The sequence below is a fragment of the Nesterenkonia alkaliphila genome, from assembly GCF_009758175.1.
Lineage (GTDB): Bacteria > Actinomycetota > Actinomycetes > Actinomycetales > Micrococcaceae > Nesterenkonia > Nesterenkonia alkaliphila.
Genome location: NZ_WRPM01000030.1, coordinates 1 through 15,351, shown reverse-complemented (window position 1 = coordinate 15,351; position 15,351 = coordinate 1). Strand labels below are relative to the sequence as shown.

Below are 15,351 nucleotides of genomic sequence, written 5' to 3'. Positions count from 1 at the left end.
CTGAAAGGCTGACCTGCTCGATGACACACAGCCCCCCGGTGCTCTCCGCCCGAGACGTGGCCAAGACCTTCACCCTGCATCTGCAGGGCTCCCTGCAGCTGCCCGTGCTGCAGGGGGTGAGCTTCGACGTGCCGGCAGGTAGGTGTGTGGTGCTCGGCGGAGACTCCGGTGCCGGCAAATCCACCATTATGAAGATGGTCTACGGCAGCTACCTGACGGACAGCGGCAGCATCCTGCTGGCCCACCGTGAGGGTCTGCTCGATCTGGCCACAGCGCCGCCCCGCCAGGTATTGGCTGCCCGCCGGGAGTCGATGGGCTATGTCAGCCAGTTCCTCCGAGCTGTGCCGCGGGTCCCGGCCATCGATGTGGTGGCCGAGCCCCTGCTGGACAATGGCGCCTCCCGATCCCAGGCCCGGGAGCAGGCCGGTGCGCTGCTCAGCCGGCTCAGCATCCCTGAGCGGCTCTGGGAGCTGCCACCGGCCACCTTCTCCGGAGGTGAGCAGCAGCGGGTCAACATCGCCCGCGGTTTCGCCACCTTTACCCCCCTGCTGCTGCTCGATGAGCCCACCGCATCCCTGGACGCCCGCAACCGCGGCGTGGTCATAGAGATGATCCGCGAACGGTTGAGCGCCGGAACGGGCATGCTCGCCATCTGCCACGACGCCCAGGTGCGCCAGGCGGTGGCCGACCACATTGTTGACGTCGCCGGATTCGCCCCACCCCGAGAGGAAGCCCCATGACCATGCCGCTCACCGGATTTGCCCCGCACCAGAGACCGCCTGCGGCACCGGCACCCGTGCCCGGGCCCTGGCAGATGGGCAGAGCACCGGCTGACTATGCCGTGCGAAATATTCGTGCTGTGCTCCCCGATCAGATCATCCGCCATGCCACAGTGGTGGTGCGCGAGGGCCGCATTGCAGGCATCCTCACCGGCCGCAGCGACACCCTCGCCGACCTCGACGGTGCGAACCTGCTGCTGACCCCAGGGTTCATCGATGTGCACAGCGACGCCTTGGAGGGTGAGCGGATGCCCCGCGCCCACGCCGAGGTGCCGCTGGAGTTCGCGCTGGCATCCTATGAGGGGCGCATCGCCTCGGCAGGCACCACCACGATGTTCCACGGCGCTGCCTTCCAGCACCAGACCGCCCGCGGCCTGACCCGCCGCGCCCATCTGGCCCTGGAGATGTGCCTGGCGGTGGAGGAACACCTCTCCTACCGGGTGGACCACCGGGTGCTGCACCGTCTGGACCTGCTCTCAGAGGAGGGAGCCCGGACCCTGAAGCGCAGGCTGGACGCACTGCCCGAGGACGCGCCTGCCCAGCTGGTCTCCCATGAGGATCACACCCCCGGGCAGGGCCAGTACGCCGATCCGCAGGTGATGCTGCGCTCGCTGATGGACGCGGACGGACTGAATCTGGCTGATGCCCAGGAACAGGTTCAGCGTCTGATTCGCGAGCGCGAGCAGAACCTCCCCATCCGCGAGGCGAATCTGGCCTGGCTCGCCGAGGAAGCTGCACGGGGACGAATCCGGCTGCTGGGGCACGACCCCGACTCGCCTGAGGAGATCACCGCACTGGCGGCCCGCGGCGGATCCGTTGCCGAGTTCCCCACCACCCGCGCTGCAGCCCAGGCGGCCCGCGAACAGGGGCTGACCATTGTGGCGGGGGCGCCCAATATCCTGCGCGGAGTCTCCCACTCCGGGAACATCTCAGCCCGGGAGCTGGTCGAGGCTGGACTGGTGGATGCTCTGGCCTCCGACTACCTGCCCACCGGTCTGTTGGCGGCAGCCGCCCTGCTCGCCAAACACGGCATTCTCCCGCTCCCTGAGGCCGTGGGCCTGATCACCTCAGGTCCGGCCCGTGTGGCCGGTCTCGATGACCGCGGAACCCTCGGCGAGGGACTGCGCGCCGACTTCGCTCTGATCGATGACTCCACCGGCGAATGGCCCCGGGCAGTGGCCACCCTGAAGTCTGATCTCTGACCGGGCTGCAGCTGCCGCTTAGACTGGTGGGGTGCTCCTGCTCGCTCTTGACACCTCCGCCGGTGCCTCCCTGGCACTGCTGCGCACCGATAACGACGACGCCCCCGTCGTCCTCCACTCCGCTGAGACTCAGGAGCCCAACGCCCATGCCGAATGGTTAGCACCGGCAGTTACTGAAGCACTGAGCGAGGCGGGGGTGGACGGTGCCGAGGTGGACGGCGTCGTCGTCGGGGCCGGTCCCGGGCCGTTCACCGGGCTGCGGGTGGGGCTAGCCCTTGCCCATGCGCTCGCAGAGGGCTGGGGGATTCCGCTGCACGGGGCGTGCAGCCTGGACTCGCTGGCCCTGCGTGCGGTCGATGCCGGTATCACCGGGGAGTTCCTGGTCACCACCGATGCCCGGCGCCGCGAGGTTTACTGGGCGCACTATGAGAGTGATCAGGAGGGCTCCCGGCTGGTGGGAGGCCCGTTCGTGGGCGGCGCCGCTGAGCTTCCCGCGCTGGCCGCTGTGGGCGCCGGGGTGGGGCTCTACCCTGAGCAGCTGCGTTCGGCGGAACTCGGCTCCGGCAGCGCGGCCTGGACACCGCATGCCGCTGAGCTGGGCCGGCTGGCACACGGGGCGCTGACCGGTCAGCTGCAGGGGGTGCTCTGCGCCCCCCGTCCGCTCTACCTGCGCGACTCGGATGCCAAAGTGCCTGCCCAGATGCAGGCCGGCAGCCGGAAGGTGGGCCTGTGATGCTGTGGGCGCGAGGATCGTGTAGCGAAACTGTGGAAACTCGGGCTTTGAGGGCCGCAGTTCCCACAGTTTCGCTACATAATCTCCGGAGGGGCACGGGTGGCTGAGACTTTCACTGCCCCGGACCTGAGGATTCGGCCGATGACCGCAGCGGACGTCCCCGGGGTACTGGCCCTGGAGCGGGAGCTCTTCCCGCATGACGCCTGGCCTGAACGGTTCTTCTACGATGAGCTCGCCCAGACCGAGCTGAATGTGCCGGCCCACCGTGCCACGCATAAGTACTGGGTGGCGGAGAGTGAGCGCGACGGCGCCCCCGCGGCTCTTCTCGGCTACGCCGGCATGATGTGCGTACTGCCGCTGGCCGATGTGCAGACCTTGGCGGTGGCCCCCCAGGCCCAAGGCAGAGGCCTGGGCAGCCGGCTGCTGGGTCTGATCGAGGAGGAGGCACGCCGGCGCGGGGCTGAGGACCTGCTGCTGGAGGTCCGGGGGGATAACCCAGGGGCCCAGCGGCTCTACCTGCGCAGCGGCTTTCAACAGATTCACCTGCGCCGCAGCTACTACCCGGACGGAGGCCACGCTCTGATCATGCGCAAAACCCTGGCGGAGCCCGCCGAGGCGGTGGGCCCGGTGGGCAGCGAGCAGACCAGCTCAGGAGGTACCCGATGAGCGAACCTCTGATCCTGGGCATCGAAACCTCCTGTGATGAGACCGGAATCGGGATCGTCCGCGGCACACAGCTGCTGGCCAATGAGGTGGCCAGCTCCATGGACCTCCATGTCCGTTTCGGCGGGGTGATCCCGGAGATCGCCGCCCGGGCGCATCTGGAGGCCTTCACTCCCACCCTGCGCCGGGCGCTGGAGACCGCCGGGGTACAGCTCAAAGACGTCGACGCGATCGCGGTCACCGCCGGTCCGGGCCTGGCCGGAGCACTGATGGTGGGCCTCTCCGCCGCCAAAGGCCTGGCTCTGGCCACGGGCAAGCCGCTCTACGGCATCAACCATCTGGTGGCCCACGTGGCGGTGGGGCTGCTGGATCGCGCGGACACCACCGGCCCCGCCCTGGCGCCCAATACAGCCGCTCTGCTGGTCTCCGGCGGCCATACCGAGATTCTGCGGGTCGGTTCGCTCACCGATGATGTGCAGCTGCTCGGCTCAACGATCGACGACGCCGCCGGGGAGGCCTATGACAAGACCGCCCGGCTGCTGGGGCTGGGCTATCCCGGCGGGCCCGCCATCGACCGGGCTGCCCGGGGCGGGGACCCGGCAGCGTTCCGCTTCCCGCGCGGGCTGACCATGCCGAAGTTCGAGGGCACTGCGGAAGCCCCTGGTAAGCACCGGCACAATTGGTCGTTCTCCGGGCTGAAGACTGCGGTGGCCCGGGCTGCCGAACAGTTCCAGGCCCAGGGATTGGAGATTCCGGTCGCAGACATCGCGGCCAGCTTCCAGGAGGCGGTGGTGGATGTGCTCACGGCCAAAGCGGTGCGCGCCTGTCAGGAGCACAGACTGACCAATCTGCTGCTGGGCGGGGGAGTGGCCGCCAACTCCCGGCTGCGTGAGCTGCTCGCCCAGCGCTGCGCGCAGGCCGGCATCGAGCTCACCGTCCCGCCCATCCCGCTGTGCACTGACAACGGGGCCATGGTGGCTGCCCTAGGAGCCCAGCTGGTGGCAGCCGGGGTGCCGGCGTCGTCGTTGGCGATCCCCGCCGACTCGAGCCTGCCGGTGCACCGCATCAGCGTATGAGCGGAGTGCTCCCTGACGTGGCCCGCACGGGACGGGAACCGCGGTCTCCGGGCCCCGCGTAAACGCGTAAGCGTTGAGGTGGGCCAGGTCGTGGCGGGCCCGCCGCCCGGAACAGCTCAGCCGTTGATGGAGGTCCGAGTCCGCGCGGCGGAGTCCAGCACCACCTGGCGCAGATCGCCGTCATGGGTCTCCGCCACCCGCCGCTGCCGCTGGTAGCCGGTGCCCTTGTCCATCATGGTCTCCAGGTGCGCCAGCTCCTTGGCGCAGCCCAGCTCCTGGGCCAGTGGTTCCAGCCGCTGAAGCTCCTTGGCCAGATGCTCGGTGACCAGCTCCTCATCGCCCTGCTCATTGAGGATGATGATCGCGTCCATGCCGTAGCGGGCGGCACGCCACTTATTCTCCTTGACGTACCAGGGCGGCATGGAAGTCACTGACCCGCCGTTCTCCAGGTGCCGGACAGTGTCTTCCACCAGGCACTGGGACAGGGCGGTGATCGCGCCAATCTCCTCCAGGGTGGCCACTCCGTCACAGATGCGCAGCTCCACTGTGCCCAGCCGCGGTACGGCCCGGACGTCCCAGCGCACCTCGGTGACATCCCGGATCACCCCGGTGTGCTCCAGATCCGCCACCGCCTTCTCATAACCGGACCATTCCTCAAACTGGTAGGACTGGCCTGCGGTGGGCAGCTGCTGGAACATCAGTGCCCGGTTGGAGGCATACCCGGTGTTCTCCCCGGACCAGTAGGGTGAGGAGGCCGAGAGTGCCTGGAAATGCGCGTTGTAGTTGCACAGCGCATTGACCACCGGCATCGCGTACTTCACGTCCTCCAGGCCCACATGCACGTGAATTCCGTAGATGACCATCTGCCGGCCCCACCACTGGGTGCGCTCGATCAGCTCGTTGTAGCGCTCCTTATCAGTGACCGGCTGCTTAGTGGGCGGGGCGAACGGATGGCTGCCCTGACAGTAGAGATCCACGTCCAGGGGCTCGCAGTGCTTCATCACATTCCGGGCGGTCTCGCGCAGCTGCTCCACCCCTTCCTCCACACTGTGGCAGACATCGGTCACCAGCTCCACAGTGTTCAGCAGCAGCTCCTGCTTCACATACGGATGCTCATCCTCGCCGGAGAGCTCAGGGTGCTCGGCGCGGGTGGCCTCCAGGATTCGTTCGGCCACACTCCGCAGGTCCCCGGTCTGCCGGTCCACCAGGGCCAGCTCCCACTCAATGCCCAGCGTGGAGCGTTCCGACTCTGCAAAAGGCAGTCCCATGTGTCTCTCCTTGTGAGGAAGGCTTCGGTGCAACGTGCCTCAACCTTAACCGACCGAGACTGAACGATCCCTGCAGGCTTGCTTGACGCTCACTCGGGCGCAGAGACCGTACCCTGATAGGGATGTTTCGCTACACCCAGCCCCTGCTCGCGGTGGCACTGAGTACTGCCCTGATGCTGGCCTCCTGCGGCAGCCCCGATAACGACGACGCCGGCCCCGGTACCACTGAACAGCCCGGCACGGAGGGCACTGAGCTGAATGCCGAGGAGATCGCCGAGCAGGAACGGGCGCAGGCCGAGGCGGCCCGGGCAGCGGCAGTGCAGGAGCAGGAGGCCGCGCTGGCCGGACCGGGGGAGCAGCACCGGCAGCGAGCCGCCGAGCTGGTCGCGGAGATGAGCCTGGAGGAACGTGCCGGCCAGGTGATCATCGGCGAATACCAGGGTACCGACGTCGATTCCGCCGTCGCATTGCTCCAGGAGCATCATCTGGCCGGGGTGATCCTGATGGGCCACAACATCCCCGGCGGCGAAGGCACTGTGGACTTGGCGGCGCTCACCGAGCAGATCAGCACGCTCAGCGGCGCTGGGGGCCAGGACCGCGCCGTGCCCCCAATCATCTCGGTGGACCAGGAGGGTGGGCTGGTCACCCGGGTCGGGGCACCACTGACCGAATGGCCCACCCCGATGGCCCTCGGGGCTGTGCAGCAGGGCAGTGCCGGACTGGACGAGGCCGGATCAGACGGTTCCGGACTGAATGATCCCGGATTACACGGTTCTGGATTGCACGGTTCTGGATTACACCGTGCCGGTCAGCTGCACCGGCTGATGGGGCAGGACCTGGCTGAGCTGGGATTCACCGTTGCCTTCGCCCCGAACGCTGATACAACGATCGGTGCAGCGGACCCCACTATGGGCTCGCGCACCTTCGGCGCTGATCCGGATGCGGTGGGCGGACTGGCCCTGCAGAGCCTGCGCGGGCTGGCCGATGCGGGAGTTGCCGGCTCGGCCAAGCATTTCCCGGGGCACGGCTCAGTGACTGAGGATTCGCACTACACTCTGCCGGTGCAGCAGGCCTCAGTGGAGCAGCTGCGGCAGCGTGACTGGCTGCCCTTCGCCCAGGTGATCGAGGCCGGAGCACCCATGGTCATGATGGGCCATATCGAGGTGCCCGCTCTGGAGGCGGGCGTGCCGTCTTCGCTGTCCCCGGCGGCATATGCCGAGGTTCGGGAGATGGGCCATCACGGGGTGATTGTTACCGATGCCATGAACATGGCGGCGATCGCCCACCGCTACGGCGGGGACCAGGCACCGGTGACCGCCCTGGCGGCTGGGGCGGACCTGATCCTGATGCCGGCCAGCGCACCAGGTGCGCACAGCGCCATTGTCTCCGCAGTGGAGTCCGGAGAGCTGGCAGAGTCCCGGCTGGACGAGGCCGCCCAACGGGTGGTGGCACTGGTGCTCTGGCAGCAGGAGCTGGCCGCCGGAGAGCTGGCAGCAGGTCCGGAGGTGGAGGTTCCGGAGGAGCTGACAGCCCGGCTGCTCTACGGGCCGCCCGAGCTGGACTCAGCGGCGGCGGGCACCGAGGATCAGCTCGAGGGTGGTGAACCGGGGAGGCCGCTGGCTGCAGCAGAGCTCGCTGAGCAGGTGGCCGCCCAGGCGATCACCCTTGTGGAGGGCCAGTGTCAGGCAGAGCTGGTCACCGAGGCGGTCCAGATCCAAGGCGGTACCCAGCAGGACAGAGACCGGCTGGCCGCCGCGGCCCAGCAGGCCGGCCTGGAGACCGGCTGGGGGCCGGTGGTCACCCTGCTGGGCGGCAGCTCCCCGGGCTCGGGCGACGTCGTGGTGGCCCTGGACCGCCCCGAGGCGCTCGCAGACTCCTCGGCGGGGACCACCATCGCCCTCTACGGCCGCACCCCAGAGTCCTTCTCCGCACTGGTCGAGGTGCTCACCGGCGCTGAAGCTCCCGGTGCCCTCCCAGTGGAGGTGGGCCCGCACCCCATCGGTCACTCTGCTTGCTGACTCCGGCTGATGCCGGCACGCCGTCTGCGGCGTGGGCAGGACTTCGACAAGCTGTAGAATTTCGGCATGGCCGTTGAGCAGCGCCGGGTGGCCGGCCCCGCGAAGCTGATCCGCGGAGGACTGGCTGCCCTGGTCGCCGTAGGTTCAGCCGCCCTGGCCCATACTGTCGCTGGGCACCACGCCCCGCACCCGCTGGTGATCCTGCTTGCTCTTACGTTCAGCATCCCCGTGTGCGTGCAGCTCTCGGCTGTGCTGCTCAGCCGCCTGCGCCTAGCCGCAGCGGTGCTCAGCAGCCAAGCGGCGCTGCACGGGCTGTTCGCGCTTTTCCCCGCCACCGCCGCCGGAGACTCCGGACTGCCCGCAGGGGCACACCACCATCACGGGGAACCGCAGATCATGCCGGTCCGCGAGCAGGTCATATCCTATGAGGTCGCGCTGCCGCCCGGCGTGCTGGAAGCCGCTGCGCACTCCACGCATAGTGTGGCCGGTCAGACCGATGCGGCGATGATCGCGGCCCACCTGGGGGCAGCAGTCTTCGCCTATGCGCTGCTGCGACGCGGCGAGACGCTGCTTCAGGCCATTGCTGGTCAGCTCGGGATCGCCCCGGTGTGGGGGCTGCTGGCTGCTCAGCCGGCCGCCAGTACGGAGCCGCGAGAGATCCTGCTGAGCTGCGCCGGGCCGGAGAACGGCACGGACTCCTGGCTGGGCGCAGGCCCACGCAGTCTGCGCGGCCCGCCCGCTCTTGTGAAGTAGCAGCGTCATTCGCCGCATCTGCTCTGCGGTGCCATCCTTCACAAGACAGAAAGCACTCATATCACTATGCACAACACATCAACTGCCCCTGCCCGCCTGCGTCCGGCCGTCCTGGCCGGTGCCGCGGCACTGGCCCTGGGAGCGCTCATCGCAGCTGAAGCCCAAGCCCACGACACGCTCATCAGCTCCAGTCCGGAGGAGGGTGAAACTCTCACCGAGCCGCCCGCAGAGGTGGTGCTGGAGTTCTCCGGGGCCGGTCTCACCACAGGGGAGGCCATCACCAACGACATCTGGCTGCTGGACGCCGAGGATGAGAACTGGGCCTCCGAGGAGCCGGCCGAGGTGGAGGGGTCCACTATGCGTACCGAGATCCCCGAGCCCCTGCCCAACGGGGACTATCAGGTGCAGTACCGGGTGGTCTACTCCGACGGGCACAGTGAGGAGGGCAGCTTCAACTTTGAGGTGGACTCCCCGCTGACCGAGGATGAGGAGGACGCCGCCCTGGCCACTCCCGAGGGATCTGCCGAGGAAGACGACGGCGCCGAGGTGCCCGAGGCCGAGCTGACCGAGGATGAGACCAGCGTCCCGGCCGAGGAGCCCGAGCAGGCCGAGAACGAGTCTCCCACGGCCCCGACCGACAGTGAGGAGCAGGACTCCGGCGGCTGGGGCGGCATCATCGGCTGGGGCCTGCTGGCTGCAGCGGTGCTGGTACTGGCAGGGGCAGTGGGCTACGCCGCAAGCCGGCGCCGGCGCTCAGCGCAGAACGGACCGGCTGGTCAGGACTGAGCATCTCCTGCTCTGCCCAGGGGCTCGGCCACAGCAGCCAGGCGGGTATCGCCCAGTCGGGTGATCACCAGTGTGGCGTGCTTGGCCGGGCCCCGGGCCTTCTTCTTGGGCAGTATCTGCTCACGCAGCTGCTCAGGCACCAGGTCCACCCCGCGCTTCTTGATCTCCAGGCTGGTGATGCCCTGCTCAGCGCACCAACGTCTGAGCCGCTTAGCAGAGAAGTCCATCACCTCGATGACCCGGTACCCCCGTGCCAACGGTGTTGGCGCCGCCTGAGGCTCCCGTGACGAGCCGAGCGGGGTTCCCGTGCTGAAGTACGCAATGTGCTCGTCGAGCAGCCGGCCCCCCAGCTGTTCGCACAGCTCAGCGACCAGCCCGGCCCGGATCACCGCGGGATCCGGCTCCCAGAGCACACCTGCTAGACCCTGCGGTCCTGCTGGGTCCAGCTCAACCCCCGACCCGAAGTCTGCAGTGGAGGTGATCTCAGCGGCAGTGGGCTGCGAAGCGGGGTGTGACTGGGGTGGGGCGTCGTCGTGCCCTGAGGTGTCGTTCCCTGAGGTTGTCAGTACAGTGGCGCAGCGGCGCAGCAAGCTGCCCCGAGCATCCCGGCGGGTCAGCGCATTGAACCAGAGCGTGACCTCCACCAGCTCCCCGTTCACCGAGGTCCATTCCGCCTCACAGTCAGGCGGGATCAGTTCATGCGGGATCCCCGGGCCCAACTTGACCCCTAAGGGCACTCCGGTGGCGGCAAGATCGGTGACAAAGCTCAGCGGAGGAGAGAACTCCTCAGGGTCCCAGATCCGGGAGCGTTCGTTCCGCCGCGCCGGATCCAGCCAGATTCCTATCGCCTCCGGCGACTGCGCAGTCGGTGCAGCACTCTCGGGAGATTCGACCCCGGGATGTTGCCCAACGTGCGCAGTCAACAAATCGGCGTGTTCGTCAGCCCAGGTTTCTGCGGTGCCGTGCACCACCTCAGCCTCTGGGAAGGGCCGCAGATTCAGGTAGGCCGCTGCGGCCGTAGTCTCATCGGCCTCCACCGCTGTGACGCCCAGCCCCGCTGAGGCGAAGGCCAGGGAGTCAGCACCCAGCCCGCAGCCCAGGTCCACTACATGGTCCACCCTCGCGGCGCGGAAGCGGCCGGCATGCCGGACCGCCACCGGCAGACGCGTGGACTGCTGCAGTCCGGACTCGGTGAACAGCATCCGCTGAGCGAACTCGCCGAACTTGCTCTTGGCCCTTGCCCGCAGCCGGAGCTGGGTCAGCACAGCCGCCACGGTATCTGCCGGCCAGCCCTGTCTGCGCAGTGTGATGTTCATCTCATCCGCCCTCCGGCGGCTGTACTCCGGCAGTGAGTTCAGCAGCTCCCAGACCTCAGGAGAGAGCAGGGGCTTGAGCGGGTCGGGCACCCGTCCACGCTAACCCAGAAGCCGGTGAAACAGTCATGTAACACAGCGCTGAGGCCTTGCAGGACAATAGATAACACTGTAGTTTCATATCCGCTTAGGACAGGCTAAGTTCAATAACGCTTAGGAAGGTAACCCTTCAATGACACTCGACACCAGCACTGCGGGGGCCCAGAAGCCCCGCGCCCTGCACTTGCTCTCCGTGGCAGCAATCGCCGCCCTGGCGCTGAGCGCCTGCAACGGGGGCAGTGCCGATGACGCGGATGCCGGTTCGGCAGCCGGAGAGGGTGGGGCCGGCGGCGCTGAGGCCGCCGGGGACACCATCAGCGTCGAGGATGACTTTGGTACCCATGAGATCGACCCCGAGGAGATCCAAAGCGTAGGTGCCTTCGACAACCGGACCTTCCGGCTTCTGGAGGAGTTCGGCGTGGAACTCTCGGTAGCCCCCAGGTCGCTGATGCAGCCCCATGTCCATGAGGTCTACGCCGAGGATGAGGACATCCTGGACACCGGCAACCACCGGGAGCCGAACCTGGAGCTCATTGTGGCCGCCGATCCCGACCTGGTGATCAACGGTCAGCGCTACGCCCAGTATTACGAGGACATCGCCGGGCTGCTCAGCGATGACGCGGTCCTCCTGCAGTTCGACGAGGGGTACCGTGACCCGAGCACCTTCTTCGAAAACATGAAGGCCCAGACCGAGAAGCTCGGCGAGATCTTCGGTGAGGAGGAGACCGCCCAGCAGCTCGTGGCGGAACTGGACGCCGCTCTGGACCGGGTGGAGGCCGCCTATAACGGTGAGGACACTGTGATGGGGCTGGTCACCTCCGGAGGCGACATCAACTATGCCGGACCCCTCGAAGGGCGCGGTGTGGCCCCGGTGTTCCAGGAGTTCGGGCTGGTGCCCGCCCTGGAGGTCGAAGACGAGTCCAGTGATCACCAGGGCGACGATATCTCGGTGGAGGCAATCGCCGATTCCAACCCCGACTGGATCATCGTCCTGGACCGCGACGGGATGGCTCCCCAGGACCCCGAGTACACCCCGGCACAGGAGCTCATCGCCGATTCCCCGGCCCTCCAACAGGTCACCGCTGTGCAGGAGGAGCGGATCGTCTACATGCCGCAGGACATGTACATCACCGAGGACATCCAGGCCTACACAGAGTTCCTCGAGAGCTTCGCGGAAGCTCTGGAGGCAGCTCAGTAGCAGCCAGCAGCACGCGCAGCGAGGCGGACGGAGACGAATTGGCCTCACCGTCCGCCTCGCTTAGCATTGACTGAGCCGAATTAGCGCACTCGCCCGTTTCCAATCCACCGGAAGAGCCCCATGTCCACCACCCTGCGGCAGGATCTCGCCCAGACGAGCCGCGAGATCATGGTCGAGGACCCTCGGTCCCGCCGGCACCGCAGGCTCTGGACCCCGGCCTTTGTGGTGGCCATTCTGATCACCGTGGCCTTGGTGGCGCTCTCGCTGCTGGTGGGCCAATTCGACATCTTCGGCGACTCAGAGAACTTCTGGATGTTTTGGGTCACCCGCCTGCCGCGGACCATCGCCCTGATCCTGGCTGGGGCAGCCATGGCGCTGTGCGGGGTGATCATGCAGCTGCTGACCCAGAACCGGTTCGTGGAGCCCTCCACGATGGGCACGACCGAATGGGCTGGGCTGGGCCTGATTCTGGTGATGTGGCTCTTCCCCTATGCGAGTCTCTTCGAGCGAATGATCGGTGCGGTGATCATGAGCTTCGTGGGCACTATGGTGTTCTTCGCCTTCCTGCGCCGGGTCTCGCTGAAGTCCAGTCTGATCGTTCCGATCATCGGCATCATGCTCGGGGCCGTGGTCAGCTCCTTCAGCACATACCTGGCGCTGATGACCGATAAGCTGCAGACCCTCGGCATCTGGTTCCAGGGCTCCTTCACCGGAGTGGTCCAGGGCCGCTATGAGCTGCTGTGGATTGTGCTCGGGGTGGCCGTGCTGGTCTTCCTGGTGGCTGATCAGTTCACCGTGGCCGGCCTGGGCAAGGACATGGCTACCAACGTGGGTCTGAACTACGCAGTGGTCCTCTTCCTGGGCACCACCATGGTCGCAGTGGCCACCGGAGTCACCGCCACAGTGATCGGGACCCTGCCGTTCCTGGGGCTGGTGGTGCCGAATATCGTAGCTCTGATGCGCGGTGATGACCTGCGCTCCAACCTGCCCTGGGTGGTATTGGTGGGCATCTGCACGGTCACGGTCTGCGACCTGATCGGCCGGCTGATCATCGCACCCTTCGAGATCCCGGTTGGCATGGTGCTCGGACTGGTCGGAGGCTCAGTGTTCCTGGCCCTGCTGCTGCGCCAGCGCAGGAAGGGCGGACTGGCGCGGTGATGTTCAAGACAGCAGAGCACCAGAGCCTCCGGCGGCACTCCAAGCCCATCACCAGCAGTAAGCACATGCGCAATTATGTGCTGGTAATGGCCGTCCTGGTCACCCTCGCTGTGGGCTTCACCGTGGCGGTGATGAGCTATAACATCCCCGTGGCGTGCTGCGACGAGCGCTGGTGGCTGATCGCCGGAATGCGCAGGGACTCCCTGCTGACCATCGCAGTGGTGGCCCTGGCGCATGCGGTGGCCACCGTGGCCTTCCAGACCGCAGTGAACAACAGGATCCTGACTCCCGGAATCATGGGCTTCGGGTCTCTCTATACCGTGATCCAGACTGCTGCGGCCTATCTGTTCGGGGTGGGCGGCGTCGTCGCTCTGGTCGGGGTGGGGCCGTTCCTGCTGCAACTGCTGGCCATGATGGTGCTGGCCACGATCCTCTACACCTGGCTGCTCTCGGGCAGGTTCTCCAATATCCACATCATGCTGCTGGTGGGTGTGGTGATCGGCGGGGTGCTGGGCTCGCTGTCCAACTTCATGCAGCGGATGCTGGACCCCTCCACCTTCGATGTGCTTACCGCCCGGCTCTTCGGCAACATCTCCAACGCCCGTGCTGAGTACCTGCCCTACGCCGTGCCGATCGTGCTGCTGGTCACCGCCCTGCTGTGGTGGCGGGCCAATACCCTCAACGTGATGGCCCTGGGCAAGACGGCAGCCCTGAACCTGGGGGTGAGCTATAAGCGCGAACTGATCATCATCATGGCGCTGGTCTCGGTGCTGGTGGCTACCGCCACTGCCCTGGTGGGCCCGATGATGTTCCTGGGTTTTCTGTCAGCCATCCTGGCCTATCAGTTCGCCGACACCTACAGCCACCGGCTGCTGCTGCCGATGGCGTTCCTCTTCGGCTACACCATCCTGGCCGGAAGCTACTTCATCCTCCGCCACGTCTGGGACGCCGGGGGAGCGGTGACCGTGATCGTTGAGCTCATCGGCGGGCTCGTGTTCCTGATAGTTCTGATGCGAAAGGGGCGCCTGTGAGCATCTCGCTGAGCGAAGTGCAGAAGGACTACAGCGCCGGATCCCGGGATTCGGTGCAGATCGGCCCAGTGACCACTGAGATCGAGGCCGGCGGCATCACCGCCCTGGTGGGGCCCAACGGGGCTGGAAAGTCCACCATCCTGACTATGATCGGCAGGCTGCTGGAGATCGACCACGGGCAGATCACCGTGGCCGGCCATGACGTGGTGTCCACCCCGTCCAAGGCAATTGCCAAGATCCTCTCGGTGCTGCGCCAGGAGAACCACTTTGTCACCCGGCTGACCGTGCGCCAGCTGGTGGGATTCGGCAGGTTCCCCCACTCCGGGGGTCGGCTGACTCTGGGGGATGAGAAGTACATCTCCGAGGCCATCGACTTCCTGGACCTGACCGATCTGGAGAACCGGTACTTGGACCAGCTCTCCGGCGGGCAGCGGCAGCGGGCCTATGTGGCGATGGTGCTGGCCCAGCAGACTGACTACGTGCTGCTGGACGAACCGCTGAACAACCTGGATATGCAGCATGCGGTACAGATGATGCAGCAGCTGCGCCGGGCCGCCGACGAGCTCGGCCGCACCATCGTGATCGTGCTGCATGACATCAACTTCGCCGCACACTACTCGGACAGGATCCTGGCGATGAAGAACGGCCAGGTGGTCAAGCACGGCCGCCCTGCTGAGATCATGCAGGACAAAGTGCTCAGCGATATCTTCAACACCGAGGTGCAGGTCATCGAGGGGCCCAACGGTCCGCTGGCCGTCTATTACTGAACCGCGTGTGCCGCTCGAGGGGCATGTCTCAGGCCGAGGTCCCAGGTCACCTCTGAGCCGCCGGTCCAGGACCCACTTCTCCGCCGCTGACCAGCGGGTACTTCCTATTGTGGGAGGTCTTGCCGGCGTGGAAAAATTGCCGGACAGGGCTGATCAGTGGCCCACGGGTTCAGGGGAGGGCCGGATATGCCCGATAAGTCTGTGGTCAGGCCCAGCCGCCGCCGCAAGCGGGATCGGGGTGAGGCCCCGGCGCAGAGTATTGAGCAGGAGCGTCCCGGAGCTGTCCGCCACGTCTTCCGCCGGGTGATTCACCACAGCTCCCCGGCCACCGGGCAGATACCCATCCTTGACTGGCTAACCGGCAGTCCGTATGAGAACCCTCAGCTGATCGGCGAGCCCGCTGAGACAGAGGAGCTGGTGTCCATCAGTTTTGTGCTGGACCTGGGTGAGGCGCTGTTCCGGTACGGTGCCGGTGCCCTGGAGGTGGAGACCTCGATCATCGCGGTC

The 15,351-nt window shown here is 66.8% G+C and carries 14 protein-coding genes and 1 pseudogene; 13 read left to right on the top strand and 2 right to left on the bottom strand.

The window, feature by feature from the left end; translation table 11 throughout:
- Nucleotides 1-20 precede the first annotated feature (20 nt).
- The 5 genes from phnL to tsaD all read left to right on the top strand — a co-directional run bounded on the left by phnL (nucleotide 21) and on the right by tsaD (nucleotide 4,453).
- On the top strand, nucleotides 21-740 hold the full coding sequence (gene phnL, locus GNZ21_RS04355; protein WP_157321675.1) for a phosphonate C-P lyase system protein PhnL: 720 nt from the start codon (nucleotides 21-23) through the stop codon (nucleotides 738-740).
- Nucleotides 737-1,981, top strand: a complete 1,245-nt coding sequence (locus GNZ21_RS04350) for an alpha-D-ribose 1-methylphosphonate 5-triphosphate diphosphatase (RefSeq protein WP_198345965.1) — start codon at nucleotides 737-739, stop codon at nucleotides 1,979-1,981. The genes phnL and GNZ21_RS04350 overlap by 4 nt, the downstream gene beginning before the upstream one ends.
- 31 nt (nucleotides 1,982-2,012) lie before the next feature.
- Nucleotides 2,013-2,714, top strand: coding sequence for a tRNA (adenosine(37)-N6)-threonylcarbamoyltransferase complex dimerization subunit type 1 TsaB (tsaB, locus tag GNZ21_RS04345; RefSeq protein WP_188503381.1), 702 nt, complete (start codon nucleotides 2,013-2,015; stop codon nucleotides 2,712-2,714).
- 141 nt (nucleotides 2,715-2,855) lie between these two features.
- A complete protein-coding gene (gene rimI, locus GNZ21_RS04340; protein WP_157321673.1) occupies nucleotides 2,856-3,380 on the top strand; it encodes a ribosomal protein S18-alanine N-acetyltransferase in 525 nt (174 codons plus the stop codon).
- Nucleotides 3,377-4,453: a tRNA (adenosine(37)-N6)-threonylcarbamoyltransferase complex transferase subunit TsaD gene (tsaD, locus tag GNZ21_RS04335; RefSeq protein WP_157321671.1), complete on the top strand. Its 1,077-nt coding sequence runs from the start codon at nucleotides 3,377-3,379 to the stop codon at nucleotides 4,451-4,453. The genes rimI and tsaD overlap by 4 nt, the downstream gene beginning before the upstream one ends.
- A gap of 116 nt (nucleotides 4,454-4,569) precedes the next feature.
- Here tsaD and GNZ21_RS04330 read toward each other — a convergent pair whose 3' ends face one another.
- Nucleotides 4,570-5,721, bottom strand: a complete 1,152-nt coding sequence (locus GNZ21_RS04330) for a glutamate--cysteine ligase (protein WP_157321669.1) — start codon at nucleotides 5,719-5,721, stop codon at nucleotides 4,570-4,572.
- A 122-nt stretch (nucleotides 5,722-5,843) separates the two neighbouring features.
- Between GNZ21_RS04330 and GNZ21_RS04325 the strand changes: the two genes are divergently transcribed.
- The 3 genes from GNZ21_RS04325 to GNZ21_RS04315 all read left to right on the top strand — a co-directional run bounded on the left by GNZ21_RS04325 (nucleotide 5,844) and on the right by GNZ21_RS04315 (nucleotide 9,278).
- Nucleotides 5,844-7,739, top strand: coding sequence for a glycoside hydrolase family 3 protein (locus GNZ21_RS04325; RefSeq protein ID WP_229659329.1), 1,896 nt, complete (start codon nucleotides 5,844-5,846; stop codon nucleotides 7,737-7,739).
- Nucleotides 7,740-7,805: 66 nt separating this feature from the next.
- Nucleotides 7,806-8,492, top strand: coding sequence for a hypothetical protein (locus GNZ21_RS04320; protein WP_157321667.1), 687 nt, complete (start codon nucleotides 7,806-7,808; stop codon nucleotides 8,490-8,492).
- 66 nt (nucleotides 8,493-8,558) lie between these two features.
- Complete coding sequence (locus GNZ21_RS04315; RefSeq protein ID WP_157321665.1) at nucleotides 8,559-9,278, top strand: copper resistance CopC family protein; 720 nt, start codon at nucleotides 8,559-8,561, stop codon at nucleotides 9,276-9,278.
- Here the strand turns inward: GNZ21_RS04315 and GNZ21_RS04310 are convergent.
- Nucleotides 9,269-10,684 carry a THUMP-like domain-containing protein gene (locus GNZ21_RS04310; protein ID WP_229659328.1) on the bottom strand — a complete coding sequence of 472 codons (1,416 nt, stop codon included), beginning with the start codon at nucleotides 10,682-10,684 and terminating at the stop codon, nucleotides 9,269-9,271. The two genes, GNZ21_RS04315 and GNZ21_RS04310, sit on opposite strands and share 10 nt — an antisense overlap.
- Before the next feature lie 139 nt (nucleotides 10,685-10,823).
- Between GNZ21_RS04310 and GNZ21_RS04305 the strand changes: the two genes are divergently transcribed.
- The 5 genes and pseudogenes from GNZ21_RS04305 to GNZ21_RS04285 form a co-directional block, all read left to right on the top strand.
- On the top strand, nucleotides 10,824-11,888 hold the full coding sequence (locus GNZ21_RS04305; RefSeq protein ID WP_157321663.1) for a siderophore ABC transporter substrate-binding protein: 1,065 nt from the start codon (nucleotides 10,824-10,826) through the stop codon (nucleotides 11,886-11,888).
- 120 nt (nucleotides 11,889-12,008) lie between these two features.
- Complete coding sequence (locus GNZ21_RS04300) at nucleotides 12,009-13,046, top strand: ABC transporter permease (RefSeq protein WP_373868356.1); 1,038 nt, start codon at nucleotides 12,009-12,011, stop codon at nucleotides 13,044-13,046.
- Entirely contained in the window at nucleotides 13,046-14,077 is a 1,032-nt protein-coding gene (locus GNZ21_RS04295; RefSeq protein WP_157321661.1) for an iron chelate uptake ABC transporter family permease subunit, read from the top strand. The genes GNZ21_RS04300 and GNZ21_RS04295 overlap by 1 nt, the downstream gene beginning before the upstream one ends.
- A complete protein-coding gene (locus GNZ21_RS04290) occupies nucleotides 14,074-14,844 on the top strand; it encodes an iron ABC transporter ATP-binding protein (RefSeq protein WP_373868355.1) in 771 nt (256 codons plus the stop codon). Before GNZ21_RS04295 ends, GNZ21_RS04290 begins: the two co-directional genes overlap by 4 nt.
- A gap of 186 nt (nucleotides 14,845-15,030) precedes the next feature.
- Nucleotides 15,031-15,351 (top strand): annotated as a pseudogene (locus GNZ21_RS04285) (threonine/serine exporter family protein); the annotation flags it as partial.

What these genes read in the sequence shown, in the direction of transcription:
- phnL (WP_157321675.1), top strand. Translation starts at nt 21, where the DNA reads ATGACACACAGCCCCCCGGTGCTCTCCGCCCGAGACGTGGCCAAGACC.
- GNZ21_RS04295 (WP_157321661.1), top strand. Translation starts at nt 13,046, where the DNA reads ATGTTCAAGACAGCAGAGCACCAGAGCCTCCGGCGGCACTCCAAGCCC.
- GNZ21_RS04325 (WP_229659329.1), top strand. Translation starts at nt 5,844, where the DNA reads ATGTTTCGCTACACCCAGCCCCTGCTCGCGGTGGCACTGAGTACTGCC.
- GNZ21_RS04305 (WP_157321663.1), top strand. Translation starts at nt 10,824, where the DNA reads ATGACACTCGACACCAGCACTGCGGGGGCCCAGAAGCCCCGCGCCCTG.
- tsaD (WP_157321671.1), top strand. Translation starts at nt 3,377, where the DNA reads ATGAGCGAACCTCTGATCCTGGGCATCGAAACCTCCTGTGATGAGACC.
- GNZ21_RS04320 (WP_157321667.1), top strand. Translation starts at nt 7,806, where the DNA reads ATGGCCGTTGAGCAGCGCCGGGTGGCCGGCCCCGCGAAGCTGATCCGC.
- rimI (WP_157321673.1), top strand. Translation starts at nt 2,856, where the DNA reads ATGACCGCAGCGGACGTCCCCGGGGTACTGGCCCTGGAGCGGGAGCTC.
- GNZ21_RS04350 (WP_198345965.1), top strand. Translation starts at nt 737, where the DNA reads ATGACCATGCCGCTCACCGGATTTGCCCCGCACCAGAGACCGCCTGCG.
- GNZ21_RS04315 (WP_157321665.1), top strand. Translation starts at nt 8,559, where the DNA reads ATGCACAACACATCAACTGCCCCTGCCCGCCTGCGTCCGGCCGTCCTG.
- GNZ21_RS04300 (WP_373868356.1), top strand. Translation starts at nt 12,009, where the DNA reads ATGTCCACCACCCTGCGGCAGGATCTCGCCCAGACGAGCCGCGAGATC.
- GNZ21_RS04330 (WP_157321669.1), bottom strand. Translation starts at nt 5,721, where the DNA reads ATGGGACTGCCTTTTGCAGAGTCGGAACGCTCCACGCTGGGCATTGAG.